Source organism: Polaromonas sp., from assembly GCF_029945925.1.
In the GTDB taxonomy this organism is placed as follows: Bacteria; Pseudomonadota; Gammaproteobacteria; order Burkholderiales; family Burkholderiaceae_C; genus Polaromonas.
This window is the reverse complement of record NZ_JAQSDN010000070.1, coordinates 34,364-54,927: the sequence shown is the minus strand read 5'-3', so window position 1 is coordinate 54,927 and position 20,564 is coordinate 34,364. Positions and strand designations below refer to the sequence as shown.

At 64.2% G+C, this 20,564-nt stretch carries 19 protein-coding genes and 1 tRNA gene; 8 read left to right on the top strand and 12 right to left on the bottom strand.

Annotated elements, in window-relative coordinates; translation table 11 throughout:
• Nucleotides 1-40: 40 nt before the first annotated feature.
• From PSV40_RS22560 to PSV40_RS22530, 7 genes are all read right to left on the bottom strand, one after another.
• Nucleotides 41-1,462 (bottom strand): sigma 54-interacting transcriptional regulator, encoded by a 1,422-nt coding sequence (locus tag PSV40_RS22560; protein WP_300542152.1) that lies wholly within the window; start codon nucleotides 1,460-1,462, stop codon nucleotides 41-43.
• Nucleotides 1,459-2,091, bottom strand: a complete 633-nt coding sequence (locus PSV40_RS22555; RefSeq protein ID WP_300542150.1) for a hypothetical protein — start codon at nucleotides 2,089-2,091, stop codon at nucleotides 1,459-1,461. Before PSV40_RS22555 ends, PSV40_RS22560 begins: the two co-directional genes overlap by 4 nt.
• Nucleotides 2,075-3,496, bottom strand: coding sequence for an ATP-binding protein (locus PSV40_RS22550; RefSeq protein ID WP_300542148.1), 1,422 nt, complete (start codon nucleotides 3,494-3,496; stop codon nucleotides 2,075-2,077). The genes PSV40_RS22555 and PSV40_RS22550 overlap by 17 nt, the downstream gene beginning before the upstream one ends.
• A 36-nt stretch (nucleotides 3,497-3,532) precedes the next feature.
• The gene (gene miaB, locus PSV40_RS22545; protein ID WP_300542146.1) at nucleotides 3,533-4,900 is read right to left on the bottom strand and encodes a tRNA (N6-isopentenyl adenosine(37)-C2)-methylthiotransferase MiaB; all 1,368 of its coding nucleotides are present in this window, start codon (nucleotides 4,898-4,900) and stop codon (nucleotides 3,533-3,535) included.
• A 102-nt stretch (nucleotides 4,901-5,002) separates the two neighbouring features.
• Nucleotides 5,003-5,464: a hypothetical protein gene (locus PSV40_RS22540; protein ID WP_300542144.1), complete on the bottom strand. Its 462-nt coding sequence runs from the start codon at nucleotides 5,462-5,464 to the stop codon at nucleotides 5,003-5,005.
• A 68-nt stretch (nucleotides 5,465-5,532) separates the two neighbouring features.
• A tRNA-Met gene (locus tag PSV40_RS22535) sits at nucleotides 5,533-5,609 on the bottom strand.
• A gap of 216 nt (nucleotides 5,610-5,825) precedes the next feature.
• Nucleotides 5,826-6,602, bottom strand: coding sequence for an enoyl-CoA hydratase (locus PSV40_RS22530; protein WP_300542142.1), 777 nt, complete (start codon nucleotides 6,600-6,602; stop codon nucleotides 5,826-5,828).
• Between the two features lie 133 nt (nucleotides 6,603-6,735).
• On the opposite strand from PSV40_RS22530, the gene PSV40_RS22525 reads away from it, so the two are divergent.
• The 4 genes from PSV40_RS22525 to PSV40_RS22510 all read left to right on the top strand — a co-directional run bounded on the left by PSV40_RS22525 (nucleotide 6,736) and on the right by PSV40_RS22510 (nucleotide 9,901).
• A complete protein-coding gene (locus tag PSV40_RS22525; protein WP_300542140.1) occupies nucleotides 6,736-7,551 on the top strand; it encodes an enoyl-CoA hydratase-related protein in 816 nt (271 codons plus the stop codon).
• A complete protein-coding gene (gene paaI, locus PSV40_RS22520; protein ID WP_300542138.1) occupies nucleotides 7,552-7,998 on the top strand; it encodes a hydroxyphenylacetyl-CoA thioesterase PaaI in 447 nt (148 codons plus the stop codon).
• A complete protein-coding gene (paaK, locus tag PSV40_RS22515; protein WP_300542136.1) occupies nucleotides 7,995-9,287 on the top strand; it encodes a phenylacetate--CoA ligase PaaK in 1,293 nt (430 codons plus the stop codon). The genes paaI and paaK overlap by 4 nt, the downstream gene beginning before the upstream one ends.
• Before the next feature lie 95 nt (nucleotides 9,288-9,382).
• Nucleotides 9,383-9,901 (top strand): hypothetical protein, encoded by a 519-nt coding sequence (locus PSV40_RS22510; RefSeq protein WP_300542134.1) that lies wholly within the window; start codon nucleotides 9,383-9,385, stop codon nucleotides 9,899-9,901.
• Nucleotides 9,902-9,910: 9 nt separating this feature from the next.
• Here PSV40_RS22510 and PSV40_RS22505 read toward each other — a convergent pair whose 3' ends face one another.
• The 3 genes from PSV40_RS22505 to PSV40_RS22495 all read right to left on the bottom strand — a co-directional run bounded on the left by PSV40_RS22505 (nucleotide 9,911) and on the right by PSV40_RS22495 (nucleotide 13,836).
• Complete coding sequence (locus PSV40_RS22505) at nucleotides 9,911-11,743, bottom strand: peptidase M61 (protein WP_300542132.1); 1,833 nt, start codon at nucleotides 11,741-11,743, stop codon at nucleotides 9,911-9,913.
• A gap of 152 nt (nucleotides 11,744-11,895) precedes the next feature.
• Nucleotides 11,896-12,612, bottom strand: a complete 717-nt coding sequence (locus PSV40_RS22500) for a DsbC family protein (protein WP_300542130.1) — start codon at nucleotides 12,610-12,612, stop codon at nucleotides 11,896-11,898.
• An 84-nt stretch (nucleotides 12,613-12,696) separates the two neighbouring features.
• Complete coding sequence (locus PSV40_RS22495) at nucleotides 12,697-13,836, bottom strand: FAD-dependent monooxygenase (RefSeq protein WP_300542128.1); 1,140 nt, start codon at nucleotides 13,834-13,836, stop codon at nucleotides 12,697-12,699.
• Nucleotides 13,837-13,923: 87 nt separating this feature from the next.
• Here PSV40_RS22495 and PSV40_RS22490 point away from each other — a divergent pair, with 87 nt between their 5' ends.
• A complete protein-coding gene (locus tag PSV40_RS22490) occupies nucleotides 13,924-14,820 on the top strand; it encodes an MOSC N-terminal beta barrel domain-containing protein (RefSeq protein ID WP_300542126.1) in 897 nt (298 codons plus the stop codon).
• 33 nt (nucleotides 14,821-14,853) lie between these two features.
• On the opposite strand, the gene PSV40_RS22485 is transcribed toward PSV40_RS22490, so the two are convergent.
• Nucleotides 14,854-16,653, bottom strand: a complete 1,800-nt coding sequence (locus PSV40_RS22485; protein WP_300542124.1) for a 7TM diverse intracellular signaling domain-containing protein — start codon at nucleotides 16,651-16,653, stop codon at nucleotides 14,854-14,856.
• Between the two features lie 385 nt (nucleotides 16,654-17,038).
• Between PSV40_RS22485 and PSV40_RS22480 the strand changes: the two genes are divergently transcribed.
• From PSV40_RS22480 to PSV40_RS22470, 3 genes are all read left to right on the top strand, one after another.
• The gene (locus PSV40_RS22480; protein WP_300542122.1) at nucleotides 17,039-17,395 is read left to right on the top strand and encodes a rhodanese-like domain-containing protein; all 357 of its coding nucleotides are present in this window, start codon (nucleotides 17,039-17,041) and stop codon (nucleotides 17,393-17,395) included.
• Nucleotides 17,396-17,674: 279 nt separating this feature from the next.
• Complete coding sequence (gene ychF, locus PSV40_RS22475; RefSeq protein WP_300542120.1) at nucleotides 17,675-18,760, top strand: redox-regulated ATPase YchF; 1,086 nt, start codon at nucleotides 17,675-17,677, stop codon at nucleotides 18,758-18,760.
• 385 nt (nucleotides 18,761-19,145) lie between these two features.
• The gene (locus tag PSV40_RS22470) at nucleotides 19,146-19,895 is read left to right on the top strand and encodes an rRNA pseudouridine synthase (RefSeq protein WP_300542118.1); all 750 of its coding nucleotides are present in this window, start codon (nucleotides 19,146-19,148) and stop codon (nucleotides 19,893-19,895) included.
• A gap of 122 nt (nucleotides 19,896-20,017) precedes the next feature.
• On the opposite strand, the gene PSV40_RS22465 is transcribed toward PSV40_RS22470, so the two are convergent.
• Nucleotides 20,018-20,509 (bottom strand): YqaA family protein, encoded by a 492-nt coding sequence (locus PSV40_RS22465; protein WP_300542116.1) that lies wholly within the window; start codon nucleotides 20,507-20,509, stop codon nucleotides 20,018-20,020.
• Between the last annotated feature and the right edge of the window lie 55 nt (nucleotides 20,510-20,564).

Here is a 20,564-nt window from a genome sequence, read left to right as displayed (position 1 = left end):
TTGTCGCCTTCGGGCGACAACTATCGCCCGCCTGATGGAATTAGTGTTTGGAATCAGGGGTTTGGCCCTGTCGCTCCTCGGCGACAGGATCAGAGGGGGCATTCGCCAAGTCGGTTTTGAAGTGGCCCGGCGTCAGGCTGTGCTTTTGCAGCAGGCGGTAAAACTCGGTGCGGTTGCGGTCTGCCAACCGGGCGGCGTCGGCCACGTTGCCATCGGTCAGCTTGAGCAGGCCGACCAGGTACTCGTGCTCGAAACGCTGGCGCGCTTCGGCCAGGGTGAGCACCTGCACACTTGGTGAGCGCAGTGCACGTTGAATCAGAGTCAGGGGAATCAGCGGTGTGCTGGCCAGCGCGCACACCTGTTCGACCACGTTGTAGAGCTGGCGCACGTTGCCCGGCCAGGCGGCCGTGTTCAGGGCCTTGATCGCTTCCGGCGCAAAGCCGCTCAGGCGTTTGCCGTATTTTCCGGCCAGCTTGACGAGAAAGTGATTGGCCAGCAGCGCAATGTCTTCGCGCCGTTCGGACAAGGGGGGCAGGGTCAGCGTGACCACATTGAGCCGGTAATACAAGTCGGTGCGGAACTGGCCTTCGGCCATGGCCGCGTCCAGGTCCCGATGGGTGGCCGAGAGAATGCGCACATCGACCGGGATGGACTGGCTGGACCCCAGCGGCCGGACGGTGCGTTCCTGCAGCACCCGCAGCAGCTTGACCTGCAGGGCAAGCGGCATGTCACCAATTTCATCGAGCAGCAAGGTGCCGCCTTCGGCAGCCTGGAACAGTCCCTTGTGGTTGGCCGAGGCGTCGGTGAAGGCGCCCTTGACGTGACCAAAAAGTTCGGACTCGAGCAGGGCTTCTGGAATGGCGCCGCAGTTCACGGCGATGAACGGGCGGGCGGCACGCGGGCTGGCCTGGTGAATTGCCTGGGCCAGCAGCTCCTTGCCGGTGCCGCTTTCGCCGCGCAACATCACGCTGGCGTCCGACTGGGCCACCATGCGCGCCTCGGCCAGGGTTTCGGCCATGCGGCTGGAGCGGCTGATGAACCCGCTTTGCCAGGCCGGTGACTGGCCGGCGGGCACCGCCGGCACCGGCGCGCTCAACGACAGGGCCTGGGCGATCTTGTCAAGCAGGCCCTTGCCGTCAAACGGCTTGGTCAGGTAGGTGAACACGCCGCGTTCGGTGGCCTCCACCGCATCGGGAATCGTGCCGTGGGCCGTCAACAGGATCACCGGCAGCGAGGGGTGCTGGCTGCGGATCTCGTCAAACAGTGCCAGGCCGTCCTTGCCGGGCAGGCGCACGTCGCTGAGCACCAGCTGCGGGCGCTCGATCTCGAGCTGGGTCAGGGCTGCTTCAGCCGAACTCACGGCGCTGACGCGGTAACCGGCCGCTGTCAGCCGCATGGTCAGCAGGCGCAGCATGTCGGCGTCGTCGTCGACGACCAGCAGGTGGGCGTTGGGGGCGGTCATGGGCTTGGTGGCCGGGTGCGGCCGCGTGGGGACGATGCCGGGGCCGCCGGGGGGCGGCTGCTCAGGCTGCGTTCGATTTCCTTGAGCGCATCGAGTTTGTCCTGGGTCTGTTCGAGGCGGCGCTGCAGGTCGCGCAGTTGCTGGTTCTGCCGGTCCAGTTGCTCTTCGGCCCGCCGCTGCTCGGCAAAACGTGCGGCCAGCAGGCGCGCCAGGGCATGCAGCGGCCGGGCTTCCTCGCTGTTGTTGGCCAGGGCGCGCTGCAGCAGTTCCTGGGCGCGTACCAGATCGGGGAGCTGCCGGGTCTGGCTGAGCGTGAGCGCTAAGCGCAGCTGGTCGCCCGCTGACACAGCGTTGCCGAGCCGGGCGATTTCCTGGGCCAGTTCGGGGCCGGGCAGGCCGCGCAGCCGGTCGGCGTAGGCCAGCAGGGGGGTGACGGCGTCTGCTTCCGAAGGCGCGGCGTCGGACGGCGCTGGAGGCGCTGCAGGGGTGGGCGTTGTCATGGGCGTCTTGCCGGGCCCGGCCGGCGACGAAAGGGCCGGCACGGTGCAACCGGCAGCCAGGCTCAGGGCCAGCGCCCAGGGCAGGGCGCGGCAGAAGACGGGGCCAAAGGCCTCAAGACTTGAAAGCATGGGGAAGTTCTATCCTGAAATGGGCACCCGGGCCGTCCGGCAGCAACTGCACCCGGCCCCCATGGGCAGCAATGTACTCGTGAACGATGGACAGGCCAATGCCGCTGCCTCGCACCACTTGCGGCGGCTGCCGTTCGCCGCGGTAAAAGGGTTCAAAAATGCGTGCCTGGTCGTCGTAGGCGATGCCCGGCCCTTCGTCGTCCATGTCGATGTGCACGACGTCGGCGAACTGGCTCAGCCGGATGCGTATCCTGCCCCCGGCAGGAGAAAACCGGATGGCGTTGGACAGCAGGTTGGCGAGGGCTGTTCCGAGCTTGTCGCGGTCCACCTCGGCCTGCAACGCCGGACCCTCGACACTGACCTGCAGATCGCGCGCGCGCCACTGCAGGCGCTGGCCTTCCACCTGTTCTTCAATGAGCTGCAGCAGGTCGGTTTTTTCCCGGCGCAACTGGCGTGCCTCAAAGGCTGCAGCGTTGAAGCGCAGCAGGTCCTCGATCTGGCCCTGCAGCAAGCCGGTGTTGTGGCGCAGGATTTTGGCCACTTCCCGCTGGTTGGCGCTGAGCTCGCCGGCCACACCGTCTTCGAGCAGCGACACGCCCTCGCGCAGGGAGGCCAGCGGCGTCTTGAGTTCGTGCGAGACATGGCGCAGAAAGCGCGACTTGTCGGCGTCCAGTTCCACCAGCCGCAGCCGCAGCCATTCGAGCCGCTGTCCGACCAGCTGCAAGTCGGCCGGGCCTTCGATGCGGATGGCCTCGTCCAGGCGGTTTTCGCCGAGGCCGATGATGGCTTTTTCCAGGCGGTTGAGCGGACGTGTGAGCCAGATGCCGAACGCCAGCGCCATCAGGACGGCCAGCGCAATCGCGCCCAGGACCTGTTGTGTCAATTGCCTGCGGCGGGTTTCCAGCGTGTCAAGCAGGCTGCGGTTTTGCCTGGCAATGGTTTGCCGGACCTGCTGCGCAATGGCCGCGTTGATGCGGTCCAGCTCGCGGAATTCCTGCGCGACCTGCCGGTCCCTGTCGAGCGCGGTATCGGGCGAACCGGACAGCAGCGCGGTGACGGCCTGCAGGTGCTTCTTCCAGTCGGTGACCAGGGCTGCGGGCACGTTTTGCGGGCCCAGCCGTGCCAGCACGGTTCTGGCGTCGGCGGCGGCCTCGTCGAAGCGCTGGCGCAGCACGCGGTCGGACAGCACCAGCGACTGGCGCGCCGTGCGTTCCATCGTCACGCTGCGCTCGTTCAGGGACTGGGCGGCCGCACTGAGGTCGAGCGCGCGCACCGCGCCGTCGCGGCTTTGCATCGTCAGTTGCTCCAGCGTGAACACGGCGCGCAGCGAGGCCGCGGCCAGCAGGGCGGCAATCAGCAAAAAGGCGGCCACCAGCAGCTGGCGGAAGGAAACGCGCTCAAGCATGGGGTGTCCTTGCCGGCGGGGGAACTGCGCGTGGTTTCAAGCGCTCAGTGCGGGCTCTTCATGGTGCAGCACCTCGCCGCGCAGGGAGCGTTGCGAGGCTTCGGTGATGGTCACGTCCACCATCTGGCCGATCAGCCGGGGCTGGCCCCTGAAGTTGACGACGCGGTTGCATTCGGTGCGGCCCATCAGCTCGGTCGCATCCTTGCGGGATGTCCCTTCGACCAGGATGCGCTGCACCGTGCCCTGGCGGCTGGCGCTGATGGCGCGCACGCTGTCGTCGAGGGCGGCCTGCAGGCGCTGCAGGCGCGCGAGCTTGACCGCGTGCGGCGTGTCGTCGGGCAGGTTGGCCGCGGGCGTGCCCGGCCGCGGGCTGAAGATGAAGCTGAACGAGGTGTCGTAGCCGATGTCGTCGATCAGCTTCATCATCTTGCTGAAGTCGTCGTCGGTTTCGCCGGGAAAACCGACGATGAAGTCGCTGCTCATGGCCAGATCGGGGCGGATCGCGCGCAGCTTGCGGATGGTGCTTTTGTATTCCATCGCGGTGTAGCCGCGTTTCATCGCCATCAGGATGCGGTCGGAACCGTGCTGCACCGGCAGGTGCAGATGGTTCACCAGCTTGGGCAGCTTGCCGTAGGCGTCGATCAGGCGCTGCGTGAACTCATTGGGGTGGCTGGTGACATAACGGATGCGTTCGATGCCGGGAATGTCGGAGACATATTCGAGCAAGGTGGCGAAATCGGCGATGTCCCCCGTGCCGCCCGCAACGCCTGCGTTGCTCGTCATCCTGCCGCGGTAGGCGTTGACGTTCTGCCCCAGCAGGGTGACTTCACGCACGCCCTGGTCGGCCAGGCCCGCCACTTCGACCAGCACGTCCTCGAATGGACGCGAAACTTCCTCGCCGCGCGTGTAGGGCACGACGCAGTAGCTGCAGTATTTGGAGCAGCCTTCCATGATGCTGACAAAAGCGCTGGGGCCTTCCACGCGGGCCGGCGGCAGGTGGTCGAATTTTTCAATCTCGGGAAAGCTGATGTCCACCTGCGATTTGCCCAGGCTGAGGCGCCTGGCCAGCAGGTCGGGCAGGCGGTGCAGGGTTTGCGGGCCGAACACCACGTCGACATACGGCGCGCGTTCGATGATGGCGTCGCCCTCCTGGCTGGCCACGCAGCCGCCGACGCCGATCAGCACGCCCTTCTTCTTCAGGTGCTTGACGCGGCCGAGGTCGCTGAACACCTTTTCCTGCGCTTTTTCGCGCACCGAGCAGGTGTTGAACAGGATCAGGTCGGCCTCGTCCACATTGCTGGTGGGCTCGTAACCCTGGGCGGCGTGCAGCACGTCGGACATCTTGCCCGAGTCGTACTCGTTCATCTGGCAGCCGAAGGTTTTGATGAAGACTTTTTTGCTCATGGATTTGCTATCTAATTAGGAGCTGCTGACGCCCGTCAGTAAAGGGCTGGAGGCCTCATTTGTTCGAAAACAGCCGGCGGGCCGGCGCGGGCCGGCTACTTACTAGTAGCGGGGCAACTGGTCGTAGGAGGTCTTGCCGTCGTCCTGCGGTGCGGCCTCGCCCTCGAAGCTGAAGAAGAAATTGCGCCTGGACAGACCGGCGCGTTTTTCCTTGGCCTCCTCGGCGGTCAGCACCCAGACCTCGTGCACCAGACCGGCGCTGTCGCGGGTGTAGTTGACCAGCAGCTCCTGGCCCAGCAGGGCGCCCGACAACACATAGTGGTTGTTGACGTTGCGTATGCGTGCACCGGGCGACAGGCGGTCGGCCTTGCCGTTGAGGCTGATGTCGGGCGGTGCCCGGACCACCAGCAGGCCGCGCAGGGCGGCCTTGGGGAAATTGCGGACGCTGGGGACTTCATCGGTCTGGGCCAGCGCCGGCGCGGCGAACAGGCTGACCAGCGTCATCAGGACGGCGATCAGCGCGGCCGACAGGGCCAGAGACAGGGAGGGCAGGCAGCGTTTCATGGTTTATGTCCAGAGGCTGTGAAGTAACAAAGCCCCAGAGGATCAACCTCTGGGGCTCCGCGAAACCGTGGTGGTGATAGGTGGACTTGAACCACCGACATCAGCATTATGAATGCTGCGCTCTAACCAACTGAGCTATATCACCGCGCGACCGATATTATAGCCAGACCTGAACGGCCTTCAGCCGGCGGTGATGTTTTTTCGCCGGGGCGCTCCAGGAAAAAATGCGCCCCGGTGGGTAGCGGGCGATCCTCGGGGCTCTTCAATCAAGCAGGGGCCGCGGAGCCGGCTTCGCCGGGCCGCAGGCGCAGCGCCCCCGCGGGGGGCAGAGAGTTACACGCAGTGAGCGAACGTGGGGGCTCTATTTATGCTTGAACACCGGCTTGCGCTTGTTGACAAAAGCGTCCATGCCTTCCTTCTGGTCCTCGGTGGCAAAGGTCGCGTGGAACAGGCGCCGCTCGAACATGATGCCGTCGGCCAGTGTGCCTTCGTAGGCGCGGTTCACGGCTTCCTTGGCGGCCATCACGGCAATCTGCCCGTAGTCGCAGATCTGCAGCGCGGCGCCCAGCGCTTCCTCCATGAGCTTGTCCAGCGGCACGACGCGGCTGACGAGCCCGCTGCGTTCGGCTTCCACGGCATCCATCATGCGGCCCGTCAGGACCAAGTCCATGGCCTTGGCCTTGCCGACGGCGCGCGGCAGGCGTTGCGTGCCGCCCGAGCCGGGGATGATGCCCAGCTTGATTTCAGGCTGGCCGAACCGGGCGTTGTCGGCGGCAATGATGAAGTCGCACATCATGGCCAGCTCGCAGCCGCCGCCAAGTGCAAAGCCGCTGACGGCGGCGATCACCGGCTTGCGGATGCTGCGGATCTGCTCCCAGTTGCGCGTGATGTAGTCGCCCTTGTAGACGTCGGCAAAGCTGTAGCTCGCCATCGCGCCGATGTCGGCGCCGGCTGCAAAGGCTTTTTCGCTGCCGGTCAGGATCATGCAGCCGATGTTGTCGTCCGCGTCGAAAGCCTTGAGCGCAGCGCCCAGCTCGTCCATCAGCTGGTCGTTGAGCGCATTGAGTTGTTTGGGCCGGTTCAGGGTGACGATGGCCACGCGGCCTTCGGTGCGGGTCTGGATCAATTCATAAGTCATGGCGGGTTCCTTTTGAGGCTGAATCATGCCACGATCTTTTTGCCCGGCCAGCGCGTCGTGAGGTGGAAAAGCAAGGGAAAACATTAACCGACCTGACGGTCGGTTAATGCTAGATTCGAAACAGGAGATGCTTATGACCGATGTCCCTTCCGAACCTGCCGTGCTGTTGTCCACACGGGGCGCCGTGGCGCTCGTGACGCTGAACCGCCCGCAGGCCCTGAACAGTTTTACCCGCCAGATGCACCAGCAGCTCTGGACAGCGCTCGACGCCGTGGAGGCCGATTCGTCGCTGCGTGCCCTCGTGATCACCGGCGCCGGCCGCGGTTTCTGCGCTGGCGCCGATCTGGCCGAGTTCGACTTTGCGCCCGGCCCAAACCTCATCGAACGTGCCGACCCCGGGCCCATCATCGACCAGGCCTTCAACCCGACGGTGCGGCGCCTGCAGAAGCTGCGCGTGCCGACGATTGCCGCCGTGAACGGCGTGGCCGCCGGTGCCGGGGCCTCGCTGGCCATGACCTGCGACCTGGCGATTGCCGCGCCGGGCGCCAGCTTCATTCAGGCCTTCAGCAAGATCGGCCTGGTGCCCGATGCAGGCGGCTCCTGGTTTCTGGTCAAGCGCCTGGGCCTGGCGCGGGCGCTGGGACTGGCCATGCTGGGCGACAAGCTCAGCGCGAAAGAGGCGAAAGAGTGGGGGATGATCTGGGACGTGGCCGCCGAGGGCGAAGACTGCCTGGACAAGGCCATGGCGCTGGCCGCACGCCTGGCCGTCATGCCGACCCGCGCCCTCGTCGAAACGCGGCGCCTGCTCAGCGAGGGTGCCAGCCGGGGCCTGGATGCCCAGCTGGACCAGGAGCGGGACACCCAGTCGGCGCTGGGCCGCAGCCACGATTACATCGAGGGCGTGATGGCCTTCCTCGAGAAGCGCCCGCCAGCGTTCAGGGGCAACTAGATGGATGCCAAGCAACTGGCCCAGGCTGTGGGCGAATCCATGTTTGCCGCCGACAGTGCCTCGCGCGACTTCATGCAGATGGAACTGGTGTCCTGCGCACCCGGCCGTGCGGCGATGCGCATGGCCGTGCGTGAGCCCATGCTCAACGGCCACAAGATCTGCCACGGCGGACTGATTTTCACGCTGGCCGACTCGACCTTTGCCTTTGCCTGCAACAGCTACAACAAGGTCGCGGTGGCGGCGGGCTGCAGCATCGAGTTCCTCAAACCCGGCCAGCTCGGTGACGTGTTGACCTGCGAAGGGGTGGAGCAGACGCTGCAGGGCCGGCACGGCATTTACGACATGAAGGTCAGCAATCAGCGCGGTGAGGTCATTGCGATGTTCCGCGGGAAAAGCGCGCAGATGGCAGGTACCGTCATCCCGGTGACCGGTGCGGAGGCCGCATGAAAAGTTTTCCGCTCGAACCGATTGAAAAGGCCAGCCTCGACGAACTGCGCGCCCTGCAGCTCAAGCGCCTGCAGTCCACGCTGCAGCATGCGTACCGGCATTCCCCGGTCTACAAGGCCAAGTTCGATGCTGCCGGCGTGTTTCCCGGGGACTGCAAGTCGCTGGCCGACCTGGCGAAGTTTCCCTTCACCACCAAGCACGACCTGCGCGCCAGCTACCCCTTCGGCATGTTTGCGGTGCCGCGCGAGCAGTGTGTGCGTATTCACGCGTCCAGCGGCACCACCGGCAAACCGACCGTGGTGGCCTACACAAAAAATGACGTGGACATGTGGGCCGGTTGCGTGGCGCGCAGCATACGTGCGGCCGGCGCGCGCCCCGGCGACCTGGTGCACATCAGCTACGGCTACGGCCTGTTCACGGGAGGGCTGGGCGCGCATTACGGTGCTGAAAAACTGGGGCTGACCGTGGTGCCGTTTGGCGGCGGGCAGACCGAACGGCAGGTGCAGCTGATCACCGATTTCAAGCCCGACATCATCATGGTGACACCCAGCTACATGCTGGCGATCGCCGACGAGTTTGAAAAGCAGGGGCTGTCCGCCGCCGGGTCCAGTCTGCGCACCGGCATCTTCGGCGCCGAACCCTGGACCAACGACATGCGCCATGCGATTGAAAAACGCTTGGGGCTGGATGCCGTGGACATCTATGGCCTGAGCGAGGTCATCGGCCCGGGTGTGGCCAGCGAGTGTGTGGAAACCAAGGACGGCCCGACCATCTGGGAGGACCACTTTTACCCCGAGATCATCGATCCCGTCAGCGGTGAACTGTTGCCCGACGGCGAGATCGGCGAGCTGGTGTTCACCAGCCTGAGCAAGGAAGCGCTGCCCATCATCCGCTACCGCACGCGCGACCTCACGCGCCTGTTGCCCGGCACAGCGCGCAGCATGCGCCGCATGGAGAAGATCACGGGCCGCAGCGACGACATGATGATTGTGCGCGGCGTCAACGTGTTTCCCACCCAGATCGAGGAGTTGATTCTCAAGCGCCATGAGCTTGCGCCGCATTACCAGTGCATTCTGACCCGCGAGGGCAGCATGGACTGCCTGCGTGTTGCGGTGGAGACCCGCCCCGGCCTGGCGCCCGACAGCCCGTCCGCGCAGGCAGCCGCCCATGTGCTGCAGCACGAGATCAAGGCCTACATCGGGACCAGTGTGGACATCGAGTTGCGCGCCGAGGGGGGGGTGGAGCGCAGTCTGGGCAAGGCCAGACGGGTGCTGGACCGCCGGAACTGAGCGCCTCTGGTTCCGGGTTTTTCCGGGGTAAGCACTCTCGACGGGGTACTGTTTTGGTTCTAGACTGGTTTAACAACTAGTTACAGGAGGTTGCCATGCCGGACAAGCAAGTGATCTATCACAAGACGCAGAAGGGGACGGAGGCGATTGCAAACCGGCATTCAGGCCTGGCCCCCAGACTGCGCTCCCTGTTGATCATGGTCGATGGCAAAAGAACCTATGCAGAACTGACCACCATGGCCGCGGCGCTGGGCGATCCGGAGCGTCTTTCAGAACTTGAAGCCGAGGGCCTGGTCGAGCTGGCAGTGGCCGAGGAAAAAACCATGCCGGCCGCGCTGGAACCGGCAGGTGCCCCGCAGCAGCCGGCCGCCGCCGCAGCATCACCGCAGCGCGCGGCCAACCTGGCGCAGGCGCAGCGTTTCTCATCGCATTTGCTGGAGCACCTGCTGGGTCCGATGGCCGAGCCGCTGTGTATCAAGATCGAGGGCGCGCGCGACCTCGCCGATTTTGTCGCCGCGATCAAGCGGGCCCGCGAGATCGTTCGCGAGATCAAGGGCAGTGCCGAAGCCGAGCGTTTTGTGGCCCAGATCGAAGCGCAGATGCCTGTCGGCTGAGACCCGGGCTCAGGCGGCGGACACCAGCCACTTTTTCACCAGGGACGCGTCCTTGGCCAGCAGCCGCCAGGTGGTCGTGTCTGGCGGCATCGTCAACTCAAGCCGAAGCAGGCGCTTGTCGCGCGCGACCAGCGCCGTGACCTTTTTGCTGGGTCCGGCGTAAAACGGCAATTCATCAAGTTTGCCCAGGCGCCAGCCCGGGTTGGGCGGCTGGGTCGTTTTGCGGCTCTTGCCGGTCACCGGCGTTTCAAGGCCGAGCCACTCGTCGCCGGCGGCAAACCCGGCACGTTCGGCCGCACCGCCGCGCAATACCGTCTTGATCTGGATGCCACCCGTTTCCTGCACCCGCAGGCCCAGCGCCTGCGCCAGCTGCGCCGGTTCCTCGAGCACGGCGATGCCGTGGCGTTGCAGCAGGTCTTTCAGCGGCAGCTCGCCCGTCCCATGCACCCAGCGGGCGATTTCCGTCGCGTACGAGCGACCGCCGACCTCCTGCAGGGCAGCGGCGACATCCGCTTCACTCATCACGCCGCCGCTGCAACGCAGCCACAGGCGGCGCATCACGTCGTCCAGGGTGGCCGGGACGGTGTCCCTGCTTTCGGCGCGCAGGCTCAGATCAAGACACAAGGCGACCAGGGCGCCCTTGGTGTAATAGCTGACCGTGGCATTCGGCGTGTTTTCATCCTGGCGGTAGTACTTGACCCAGGCGTCAAAACTGGCCTGGGCCACCGACTGCACCAGCCGCCCCGGGGTCTGCATGACCTGGTTGATGGTCCGGTTCAGAAGTTTCAGATAAGCCGCTTCATCGATCAGGCCGGCGCGGCACAGGATCAGGTCGTCGTAGTAACTGGTGAAGCCTTCAAAAAACCAGAGCAGCTGCGTGTAATTTTCACTGCCGTACGCGTAGTTGCCGAACTCCGCGGGGCGCAGGCGCTTGACGTTCCAGGTGTGGAAATATTCATGGCTGATCAGCCCGCGCAGCGTGGTGTACCCCTCGGGCAGCTTGCTGCTGTCCAGGCGCGGCAAGTCCTGGCGCTTGCAGATCAGCGCGGTGGAGTTGCGGTGCTCCAGTCCGCCGTAGCCGTCGTCCACGGCGTTAAGCATGAAAACGTAATGTTTGTGCGGCGGCTTTTTGCCGCCGTGCCAGAAGCGTATTTGTGTCTCGCAGATTTTCCGGGTATCGGCAAGCAGCCGGGCGCCGTCAAAGCTGGCCGTGGCGCCGGCCACCACAAAGCGGTGCGGCACACCGCAGGCGACGAAAGAGCCGCTCCAGAAACTTCCCATCTCGACCGGGCAATCCACCAGTTCGTCGTAGTCGGCGGCCAGGTAGCTGCCGAAACCCTGTTTGTCGACCTTCAGCGGACTCAGGCCGGTGGCCACGGACCAGCCGTTGGTGGCCGGCGCGGCCATCACTTCAAGCCGGTGCGGCGCCTGGTCCTGGCCGTCGACCCGCAGGCACAGGGAACTGCCGTTGAAGAAGCCGCGGCCTGCGTCCAGCGAGGCAGTGCGTACCGAGCTGTCGTTGGCATAGACCTCGTAGACCAGCACCAGCGGCTTGTCCGCGTTGCAGCGGATCTGCCAGCTGCATTTGTCGAGCTGCGCGATCTGGCCGGCAGGCAGCGCCCGGGCGCCTTGCCGCGCCCGCAGGCCCTGCAGGTTTTTCGAAAACTCGCGCACCAGATAACTGCCGGGAATCCACACCGGCAGCGCCACCCGCTGCAGCGCGGCGGGCTGGGCAATGGTCAGGGTGACCCGGAACAGATGGGCGTGGAGGTCGGCGATCTCGACGCGGTAATGGACCCCGGCGGAAGGTGTTCCGGAAGGCTTGGCGGAAGATTTGGGCATAGGCTCAAAGAATACCGCATCGGCCGGAGTGCGGCCCGGCTCCCCAGCGGCGGGACGCTGGTTTGTTGCTACTGAAAAAATAGCAGTTACCGCCCGCCTGCAAAGGGCTGAAGGCCTTTTTCGTGCATGAACGCAGGCGATGCGGGCCGGGTTTACTGGACCTTGGCGTCGGTCAGGTATTTCTCGACCTGCTGGGCGCTGATGGCGCCGGGCACGCGTGAGCCGTCGGCAAAAATCAGCGTCGGCGTGCCGGTGATGCGGTGTTTTTTGCCGAATTCGATGTTGCGCGCCAGCGCGCCGGCGTCGCAACTGGCATTGGGCACCGGCTGGTCACGCACCATCAGGTCCTGCCAGGCCTTGGCCTTGTCCTTGGCGCACCAGATGTTTTTGGACTTTTCCGTCGAATCCGCACTCAGGATGGGATACAGGAACATGTAGACGGTCACGTCGCTGACCTTTTGCATGTCGCGTTCAAAACGCTTGCAATAGCCGCAGTTCGGGTCTTCAAACACCGCCACCTTGCGCTTGCCGTTGCCGCGCACAATGGTGAAGGCATCCTTCAGCGGGAGCGCATCAAAAGACACGGCATTGAGCTTGTCGACGCGTTCTTCCGTCAGGTTGCGCCTGACCTTGGTGTCGATCAGGTTGCCCTGGATCAGGTAGTTGCCTTCGGCATCGGTGTAGAAAATATCGCTGCCGTTGACGCGCACTTCATACAGGCCGGCCATGGGCGTCTTGTTGATTTCGTCGATCCTGGGCAGGTTCGGCAGGCGCTCGGCCAGGTTCTTGCGGATGGCCGCTTCCTGCGCAAAGGCGCCCAGGCTCAGGGCCAGCAGTGCGCCGGTCAGGAGGGTTTTGATCAGTGTCATTGTTTTTCCAGTCTGTGTGATTAACTCTCACGCCTTTCACAGCGTGTCTTGCCGTGTCTTGCGCCGCCCCGCCCAGGGGGCAGCTCACCCCGGGCGATGCGGCGCTGAACCCATGGCCCGGCGCGTGACCCACTCTTTCAGCGGTCCGCTGCGTGCAAAGCCCTTCATGCCCCAATTGCGCAAGGCCTGCCAGCGCGCGTCGTTTTGAGCGAACAGGCTGTGCAGACCATCCGTCACGGCGCCCATGGCCGCCACGTCGGCCTTGCGCGAGCGTTCGTAACGCCGCAACAGTTTTTCGTCGCCCAGACCGCGCCAGTATTCGCGCCCGTGAATCACGGCCGCGAGTCCGGCCGCATCGGCCAGGCCCAGATTCAGGCCCTGGCCCGCCAGCGGATGCACGGCATGGGCGGCATCCCCCGCCAGCGCCCAGCCCGGACCGACCCAGCGTTCGGCCCGTGACAGCGCCAGTGGCCAGCCCGACAGGCTGCTCGCCAGCTGCAGGCAACCTGCTTCGGCGCCGCAGACGGTTTGCACCGCCGCGGAAAATTCTTCCGGGGTCAACTTCTCCAGCGCGGCTGCGCGCTCCATGGAGACAGACCAGACCAGCGCCACAGAGTTCCCGTCGGCGCCGCCAATCGGCAAAAGAGCCAGAATTTCGCCGTTGTGGAACCACTGGCGGGCCACACCCCGGTGCGCCACGTCGCTTTGCAGGCGGGCGGCCATGGCTTTTTGCGGATAGGGCTTGACGATCCATTGCACGCCGAACTCGTTGCGGCTGGTGCTTTTCTGGCCCTCGCAGATCACCGTCAGCGCGGCCTTGACAGGCGCCTCCACGGTTTCTATCTGCGGCTGGTAACGCACGGCTTCGGCCAGTTGCTGCTCCAGCGCCGGTACATCGACGATCCAGGCCAAGGCCGCGTCGGTGGTGCCTTGCGGGGCTGCAAAATCGAGCCGGCCCCCGTCGTCGCCCCAGACGTGCATTTCCAGCACCGGCGTGGCCGCAGGCGCATCGGGCCAGGCCCTCAGCGAAGTCAGCAGTTGCCGCGAGGCGCTGTTCAGGGCGTAGGCCCGCACATCCTGCGGGACGGCGGGTTCCGCCGGGGTACCGGCCGGCGCGGGCCGGGCGACCAGCGCCACGTGCAGACGCTCGCGCGCCAGCAGCAGCGCCAGCGTACGGCCGACCACACCGCCACCGCGGATACACACATCAAAAGGCTTGGACATGGCTCATTTTAGAAGGCAGGGCAAAATCGTCCCCGGACAGTGCATCTTGAACTGAATTCTTGAAGGGTTTGACACGTGCGTGAATCAATGAGTGAAACATCGGACCCCGCGTCGGGCGACGTCGGGGCGGTCATTACCGGGCTGTGGGTTTATCCCGTCAAATCCTGCGCCGGGGTGCAGGTGCAGGAGGCCATATTGACAGAAACGGGGCTCGAATTTGACCGGGCCTGGATGGTGGTGGATGAGAACGGTTCCTTCCTGACGCAGCGTGAGCTGCCTCGCATGGCACTGATCCAGCCCCAGCTCAAGACCCGCGACATGGTCCTGCGCGCACCGGGCATGCTGGCGCTGCATATTGCGCTCGACCAGGTGCAGGAGCCGGTGCGCGTGACGATCTGGGACGACGAGGTCAAGGCGTACGACATGGGGCCCATCGCCGCCCAATGGTTCAGCGATTTTCTCGGTGCAAAGGTACGGCTGGTACGTTTTGATCCTGACGAGATGCGCGCGTCCAATCCGCAGTGGACCGGCGGCGTGGAGGCCCTCAACCAGTTCAGCGACGGTTACCCGGTGCTGGTGCTCAGCGAAGCCTCGCTGGCAGGGCTCAATGACAGACTGCGGGCCGGCGGTCATGCCGCCGTCTGCATGGCACGTTTCCGGCCGAATATCGTGATCGGCGACGCGCCCGGTGCCAGCGAACTGGCGCCGCACGATGAAGACCGGCTCGACCTGCTGCAGATAGGCACGGAACAGGGTGTGGTGCAGCTCAAGCCGGTCAAGCCTTGCCCGCGCTGCCCGATTCCCAACATCGACCCCGCCACGGCGCAGAGCAGCCCCGAGGTCGGCGACACCCTGCAGACCTACCGGCAGGACCCGCGCCTCAAGGGGGCGGTGAGTTTTGGCATGAATGCCATTGTGCTGCAGGGCAACGATCACCTGCTCAGGGTGGGGCAAAGCGTCACGGCGAGCTACAACTTCGACTGAGCTGCGGGCGACGAGGAACAGGTTTCAGGCCGTCTAAGCCGGCTGGTTGTGGACGTCGGCCTCATCGAAGCCGGAATCCATGGCCAGCGGCATGGGTCGGGTCAGTTCCGGGTCCAGAAAGCGGATCGGCCGGCGGGTGCGCGCCGCCATGCCCGCGAGCGTGGTTTCCAGGGCCCTGGAGAGTTCGGGGCCGTCCATCAACTTTTCGCTGAGCAGCACAGCGGCAACGTGAAACTGCAGGATGACCTCGGGCTTGAGGCCCTTGAGCGGCATCAGGCCGGCCGCGATCAGCCGTGCCGCCATGGCGGTGACCACTTCGCGCGAGGAGACGCCTTCCATGATCAGGCCAAAACATGCTTCATCGACCCGGCCCGCGGTGTCGACATCGCGCATGATGCGGCGCAGCTTGATCACGCTGCGCAGCAGGCTTTGCTCCGCTACGGCGATACCGTAGTTACGTTTGACATAGCCATAGTTCACCAGTTCCACGTACACCACGGCGGCCGGTTCCCTGTGGCGTTTGGCGCGGGACACGACCTGTTTGAGGCGGTCTTCAAAGAGATGTCTGGCCAGCAGGCCGGTGAGCGCATCCTGACTGGCCATGGCCTGCTCGCGTGCCTCGACCCCATGCCTTTCGCGCGAACGGATGTTCAGGGCCACCAGCAGCAGGGGCACTTCGACGGCGAGCGACAGCATGAACGCATACTGCGACAGCCAGGAGGTCGGCACCCAGCCGAAAATCCGGGCCGCGGCCAGCGCGGTGCTCAGTGCCAGGGGGGTGAAGGCCGCCAGCACCCAGGCGCCCACCACGTCATGGCGCCGCCACGTTGTGTAGGCGGTCGCCAGCCCCAGCACCACGATCACCAGCAGGTAGGCACCAATCAGGTGGACACCCCATTGCCGGTCCAGCCCGATGTAGGCAAAAGCCAGCAAGGGGCCGGCCAGGCCGGTGGCGTAAACCGTCTGGTCAAACCAGCGATGTCGGCCGGCGATGCCGCACAGCTTGCGGACAACCAGCAGGGCCGCGCAGCCGCCCAGCAGGCCCAGCACGCCCTGGATGGCGTTGTTCCAGTCGGCAAAGTTGCTCCACAGAAGGTGCCCGGCCATGCCACTCGTGGTGGCGACGACCAGGGCCATGATGGTGGCGTAGATGGCGTACCAGCCGTAAGCCCAGTCGCGGTAGACCCAGCTTTGCCCGGCGCCGGCCACAATCAGCAGAAGCAGGGTACCGAACACCACGCCAATGACCATGTAGTCGAACTGCAGCTGATGGCTGCGGGCTTGGCCGGAGATGGCGTTGACCGGAAAATGGGCCGGTGTCACATGCGCGATGCGGACATACACGTCATGCGCCGTCTCGTCTTCCAGCGCCAGGTGAAACTGCGCATAGCGGCCCGGCTCGGGCCAGCTGGAGACGGCCACGGTGTCGCCCGCCGTCTGGCTGGTCCAGCGACCCGTGCGGTCGCGCTGGAACACGGTCACCTGGTCGAGCATGGGAAAGGGGAACTCCAGCAGCCAGTCCTGTCTTGAGTCGGCTGACCTTTTGAAGCGGAAATGCTGCCACAGCGCAGCTTCCGGGCCCAGGGTGTAGTGGGCAGGGGTTCGGGCAGCACTCATGAGGCGCCGGAAGTCGCCCGCCGCCATCTGTTCGATCGTTGCACCGGCATTGACATCCACCCACACCAGGCTGCTTGCCTGCAGGTCAGTCACAGGGGCGTTGTCGTCCAGAACGACCAGCGGCTGGGCTTGGCTGGACGTGCCCAGCAGGCTCAGGAATGCAGCCAGAAGCAGGGATGTCAGAAAGCCGATTCCCCGGCTGGCTGCGTATCGCATACACTTTCCAGCCTGTTTTTGAAGGTTTTTCATGAGTCTGAGTGCGGTATTGTAGGCTTGCCCAGCGAGGTAAATCGACCCTGTTCAACGCCTTGACCAAGGCGGGCTTGCAGCGGAAAACTTCCCCGGCAGGCTGGACGATCTGAACAGGCCCATGGCCTCAAGCACTTCCGGGAACTCACAAAGCTCAGGCGACAAAGTCAGGACAAAAGCGTCAGTCGACAACGCATACGATGGATGAGGCCATCATGGACGAAAGGCTGTTTTTTTGGACTTGTCGGCCACGGGTGGCCTGCCGAAACAACTGATCCTCAAGCGGCAAGGGCACTCCGCCGGCTTCGCTTGTCCCCTGCTACGTCATCAATTCAGTTCAACAAGGATTTATATGGATTTTCTGGGTCTTTTTGAAAAGTACTGGCCATTTTTGGCTCTGGTTCTCTGGTTTTCGTACAAGTGGTGGAATTCAAAAAGAGTCATTGCCATGCTGCCAGAACTCAGGAAGAGCGGCGCGATCTTTGTTGACGTCAGATCCGCTGGAGAGTTCGCAAATGGGAACGCCCCTGGAACAATCAACATCCCCCTGCAGGAACTGGGCAGCAGGCTCGGCGAGATACCCAAGTCCACCCCGGTTGTTCTCTGCTGTGCCAGTGGAACACGAAGTGGAATGGCAAAACTGATGCTGAGGAAGAAGGGCTACCGGAATGTTCATAACGTCGGAACCTGGAGCAAGTTGCTGGGCTAATTCTTTTTTGGAAGAGTGGTCGTTGAACGTGTCCGGGAAACGGGGGAAGCCCATCCATCGGTTGCGGTCCCGCGAAGTAGCAAGGATTCGCTGATCAGTACAATCGGCACCAGTTAACCCCAAGGCAAAACGAAGACAAAAAATTGAGGAATTCGGGCAATCCTGGCCCGGTTCCCCGGTAAGTCAGGCCGGTTGCGCATCGCGCTCTTATCGGGCACTTCCATGCGGCCTGCGTCAGGCGCAGTCGTGCAAAAGGGGTTTGATTTATAAGGAAATTTCATGAAATGTGGCATCGTGGGCTTGCCCAACGTCGGTAAATCGACCCTGTTCAACGCCTTGACCAAGGCCGGTATCGCGGCCGAAAACTATCCCTTTTGCACGATTGAACCCAACGTCGGCATCGTGGAGGTGCCCGATCCGCGGCTGGCGGCGCTGGCAGCCATCGTCGAGCCCGAGAAGATCCAGTCCGCGATTGTCGAATTTGTCGACATCGCCGGCCTGGTGGCAGGCGCCAGCACCGGCGAGGGCCTGGGCAACAAGTTTCTCGCGCACATCCGCGAGACCGATGCCATCGTGAATGTCGTGCGCTGCTTTGAGGACGACAACGTGATCCACGTGGCCGGCAAGGTGGACCCGATTTCCGACATCGAGGTGATCCAGACCGAGCTGTGCCTGGCGGATCTGGCGGCGGTTGAAAAAGCCCTGCACCGCGTGACGAAAACCGCACGCTCCGGCGACAAGGAGTCGATCAAGCTGGTCGCGATTCTGGAAAAATGCCAGGCCGCCCTCAACGAAGCCAAACCCGTGCGCACGCTGGAGTTCAGCAAGGAAGAGCAGCCGCTGCTCAAGCAGTTTTTCCTGATCACCGCCAAGCCGGCCATGTTCGTCGGCAATGTGGCTGAAGACGGCTTTGAAAACAACTCCTTTCTGGACAAGCTGCGCGCCTACGCGGCCAGCCAGAATGCGCCTGTCGTTGCCATCTGCGCCAAGATGGAAGCCGAAATGGCCGACATGGAGGAAGAGGACAAAAAAATGTTTCTCGCCGAGATTGGCCAGGAAGAACCCGGACTGAACCGCCTGATCCGCGCGGCGTACAAGCTGCTGGGCCTGCAGACCTACTTCACGGCCGGTGTGAAAGAAGTGCGCGCCTGGACCATCCATGTCGGCGACACCGGTCCGCAGGCGGCCGGCGTGATCCACACCGATTTTGAAAAAGGCTATATCCGCGCCCAGACCATTGCCTTTGACGACTTCATCACCTACCAGGGCGAGCAGGGCGCCAAGGATGCGGGCAAGATGCGCAGTGAAGGCAAGGAATATGTCGTCAAGGATGGCGACGTGATGAATTTCCTGTTCAGCAGCTAGGGCCTGTTCACACTGTTTATGCAAGATGCGTTGCGAGTCAAAAAAGTCATGCGCGAGGCGCAAAATGCAGCCGGGCTGGCGCCCGGCAAGGCTTTGCAACGCTGCGCATGGCCTTTTTGGCCGCAACCCGGAGGGAACGTGGTTAAAACAACGCCACTCGTCGTTGCACTCCTAGCCCAGCCGCCCAGGCTGAGCGTCGTCGCGCGCCTAGATTGGCGCTGTTTTAACCACGTTCGCACTTGCATAAACAGTGTGAACAGGCCCTCATGAGAACACCCCTGCCTGGGCTCACTGCGTGTAGCCCATCCTCCCCTTGCAGGGGACGCCTCCTGTCGCCCGGCGGAGCCGGTTCGACGGTGGCGCTTGAAAGGATCGAGCAGATCGCATGACCGAACCCGTCCGCCTCGCCAAACACCTGGCCCAGATGCTCAACTGCTCGCGCCGCGAAGCTGAGCAGTACATCGAAGGCGGCTGGGTGCGCGTCGATGGGGTGGTCGTGGAAGAGCCGCAGCACCGCGTGCTGGATCAGAAAGTCGAACTCGATCCGGACGCCAGCCTGCTGGCGCTGACGCCGGTGACGCTGTTGCTGAACAAGCCGCCGGGCTACGAAGCCGGCCTGGATGCAGGGAGCAAGCGCCCTGCCAACCCGGCCGCGCAGCTGCTGGTGGTGGCCAATCAGGCGAAAGACGACCGTTCGGGCATCCGGCCCCTGAAAAAACATGTCAGCGCATTGACGCAGGCGACACCGCTCGCCACCCCCGCCAGCGGTCTGGTGGTCTTCACGCAGGACTGGCGCGTGGCGCGCAAGCTCAGTGAGGACGCGTCGGTCATGGAGCATGAGGTCATCGTGGACGTGACCGGCACCATGGCGCCGGGCGGCCTGCAGCGGCTCAACCGCATCGACCATGGTTTCACCTTCAATGGGGTGTTGTTGCCGCCGGCGAAGGTCAGCTGGCAAAATGAGACCCGCCTGCGTTTTGCGCTCAAGGGCGAACGCCCCGGGCAAATTGCCTTCATGTGTGAAAGCGTCGGGCTCACCGTGCAGGCAATGAAGCGCATCCGTGTCGGGCGTGTGTCCATGAGCAGCCTGCCGGTCGGGCAGTGGCGCTATCTGCTTCCTGCCGAACGGTTCTAGCTTTCGACGATGCCCCATCCTTGGGTAGCCCGTGTCTTCTCCGTTCAAGCCGGGGCCGCAGGCGCAGCGGCCCCTCGGGGGGCAGGGCGCTACACGAAGTGAGCGACCGTGAGGGCCGTGTTCTACCCGCCCCAAAACCGGATGCTGCCCGGAAAGGCCCAGACCAGTGCGCCTGTCATCGTCACGTAGCGGGCGAATTTTCCGATGGCCATGTAGGCCACACAGGGCCAGAACGGAAACTTGAGCCAGCCCGCCACCGCGCAAAGCGGGTCACCGACCCCGGGCAGCCAGGCCAGCAGGCAGGCTTTGGGCCCCAGCTTTTCCAGCCAGCGGATGGCCCGGCTGTGGTGTGAGGAGTGCGAATACTTGTCCAGCACCTTGTGGGCGCCGTAGCCCAGCCACCAGTCGAGCGCGCCGCCCAGCGTGTTGCCCGCAGTGGCCACCAGCACGGCCGGCCAGAACAGGTGCGGGCTGAGCTTGACGAGGCCGAAGACCACCGGCTCGGAACCCAGCGGCAGCAGGGTGGCGGAGATGAAAGAGACCACAAACACCGTGCTCAACCCGTACTCGGGCAGAGCCAGGGCTTCGATCAGGTGTTGTATCCAGAGTTCCATCTGGCGTGAGTATAGGCAGCGGGTCAGGTTCTGGCTGTAAGGCAGACGCCTGCAT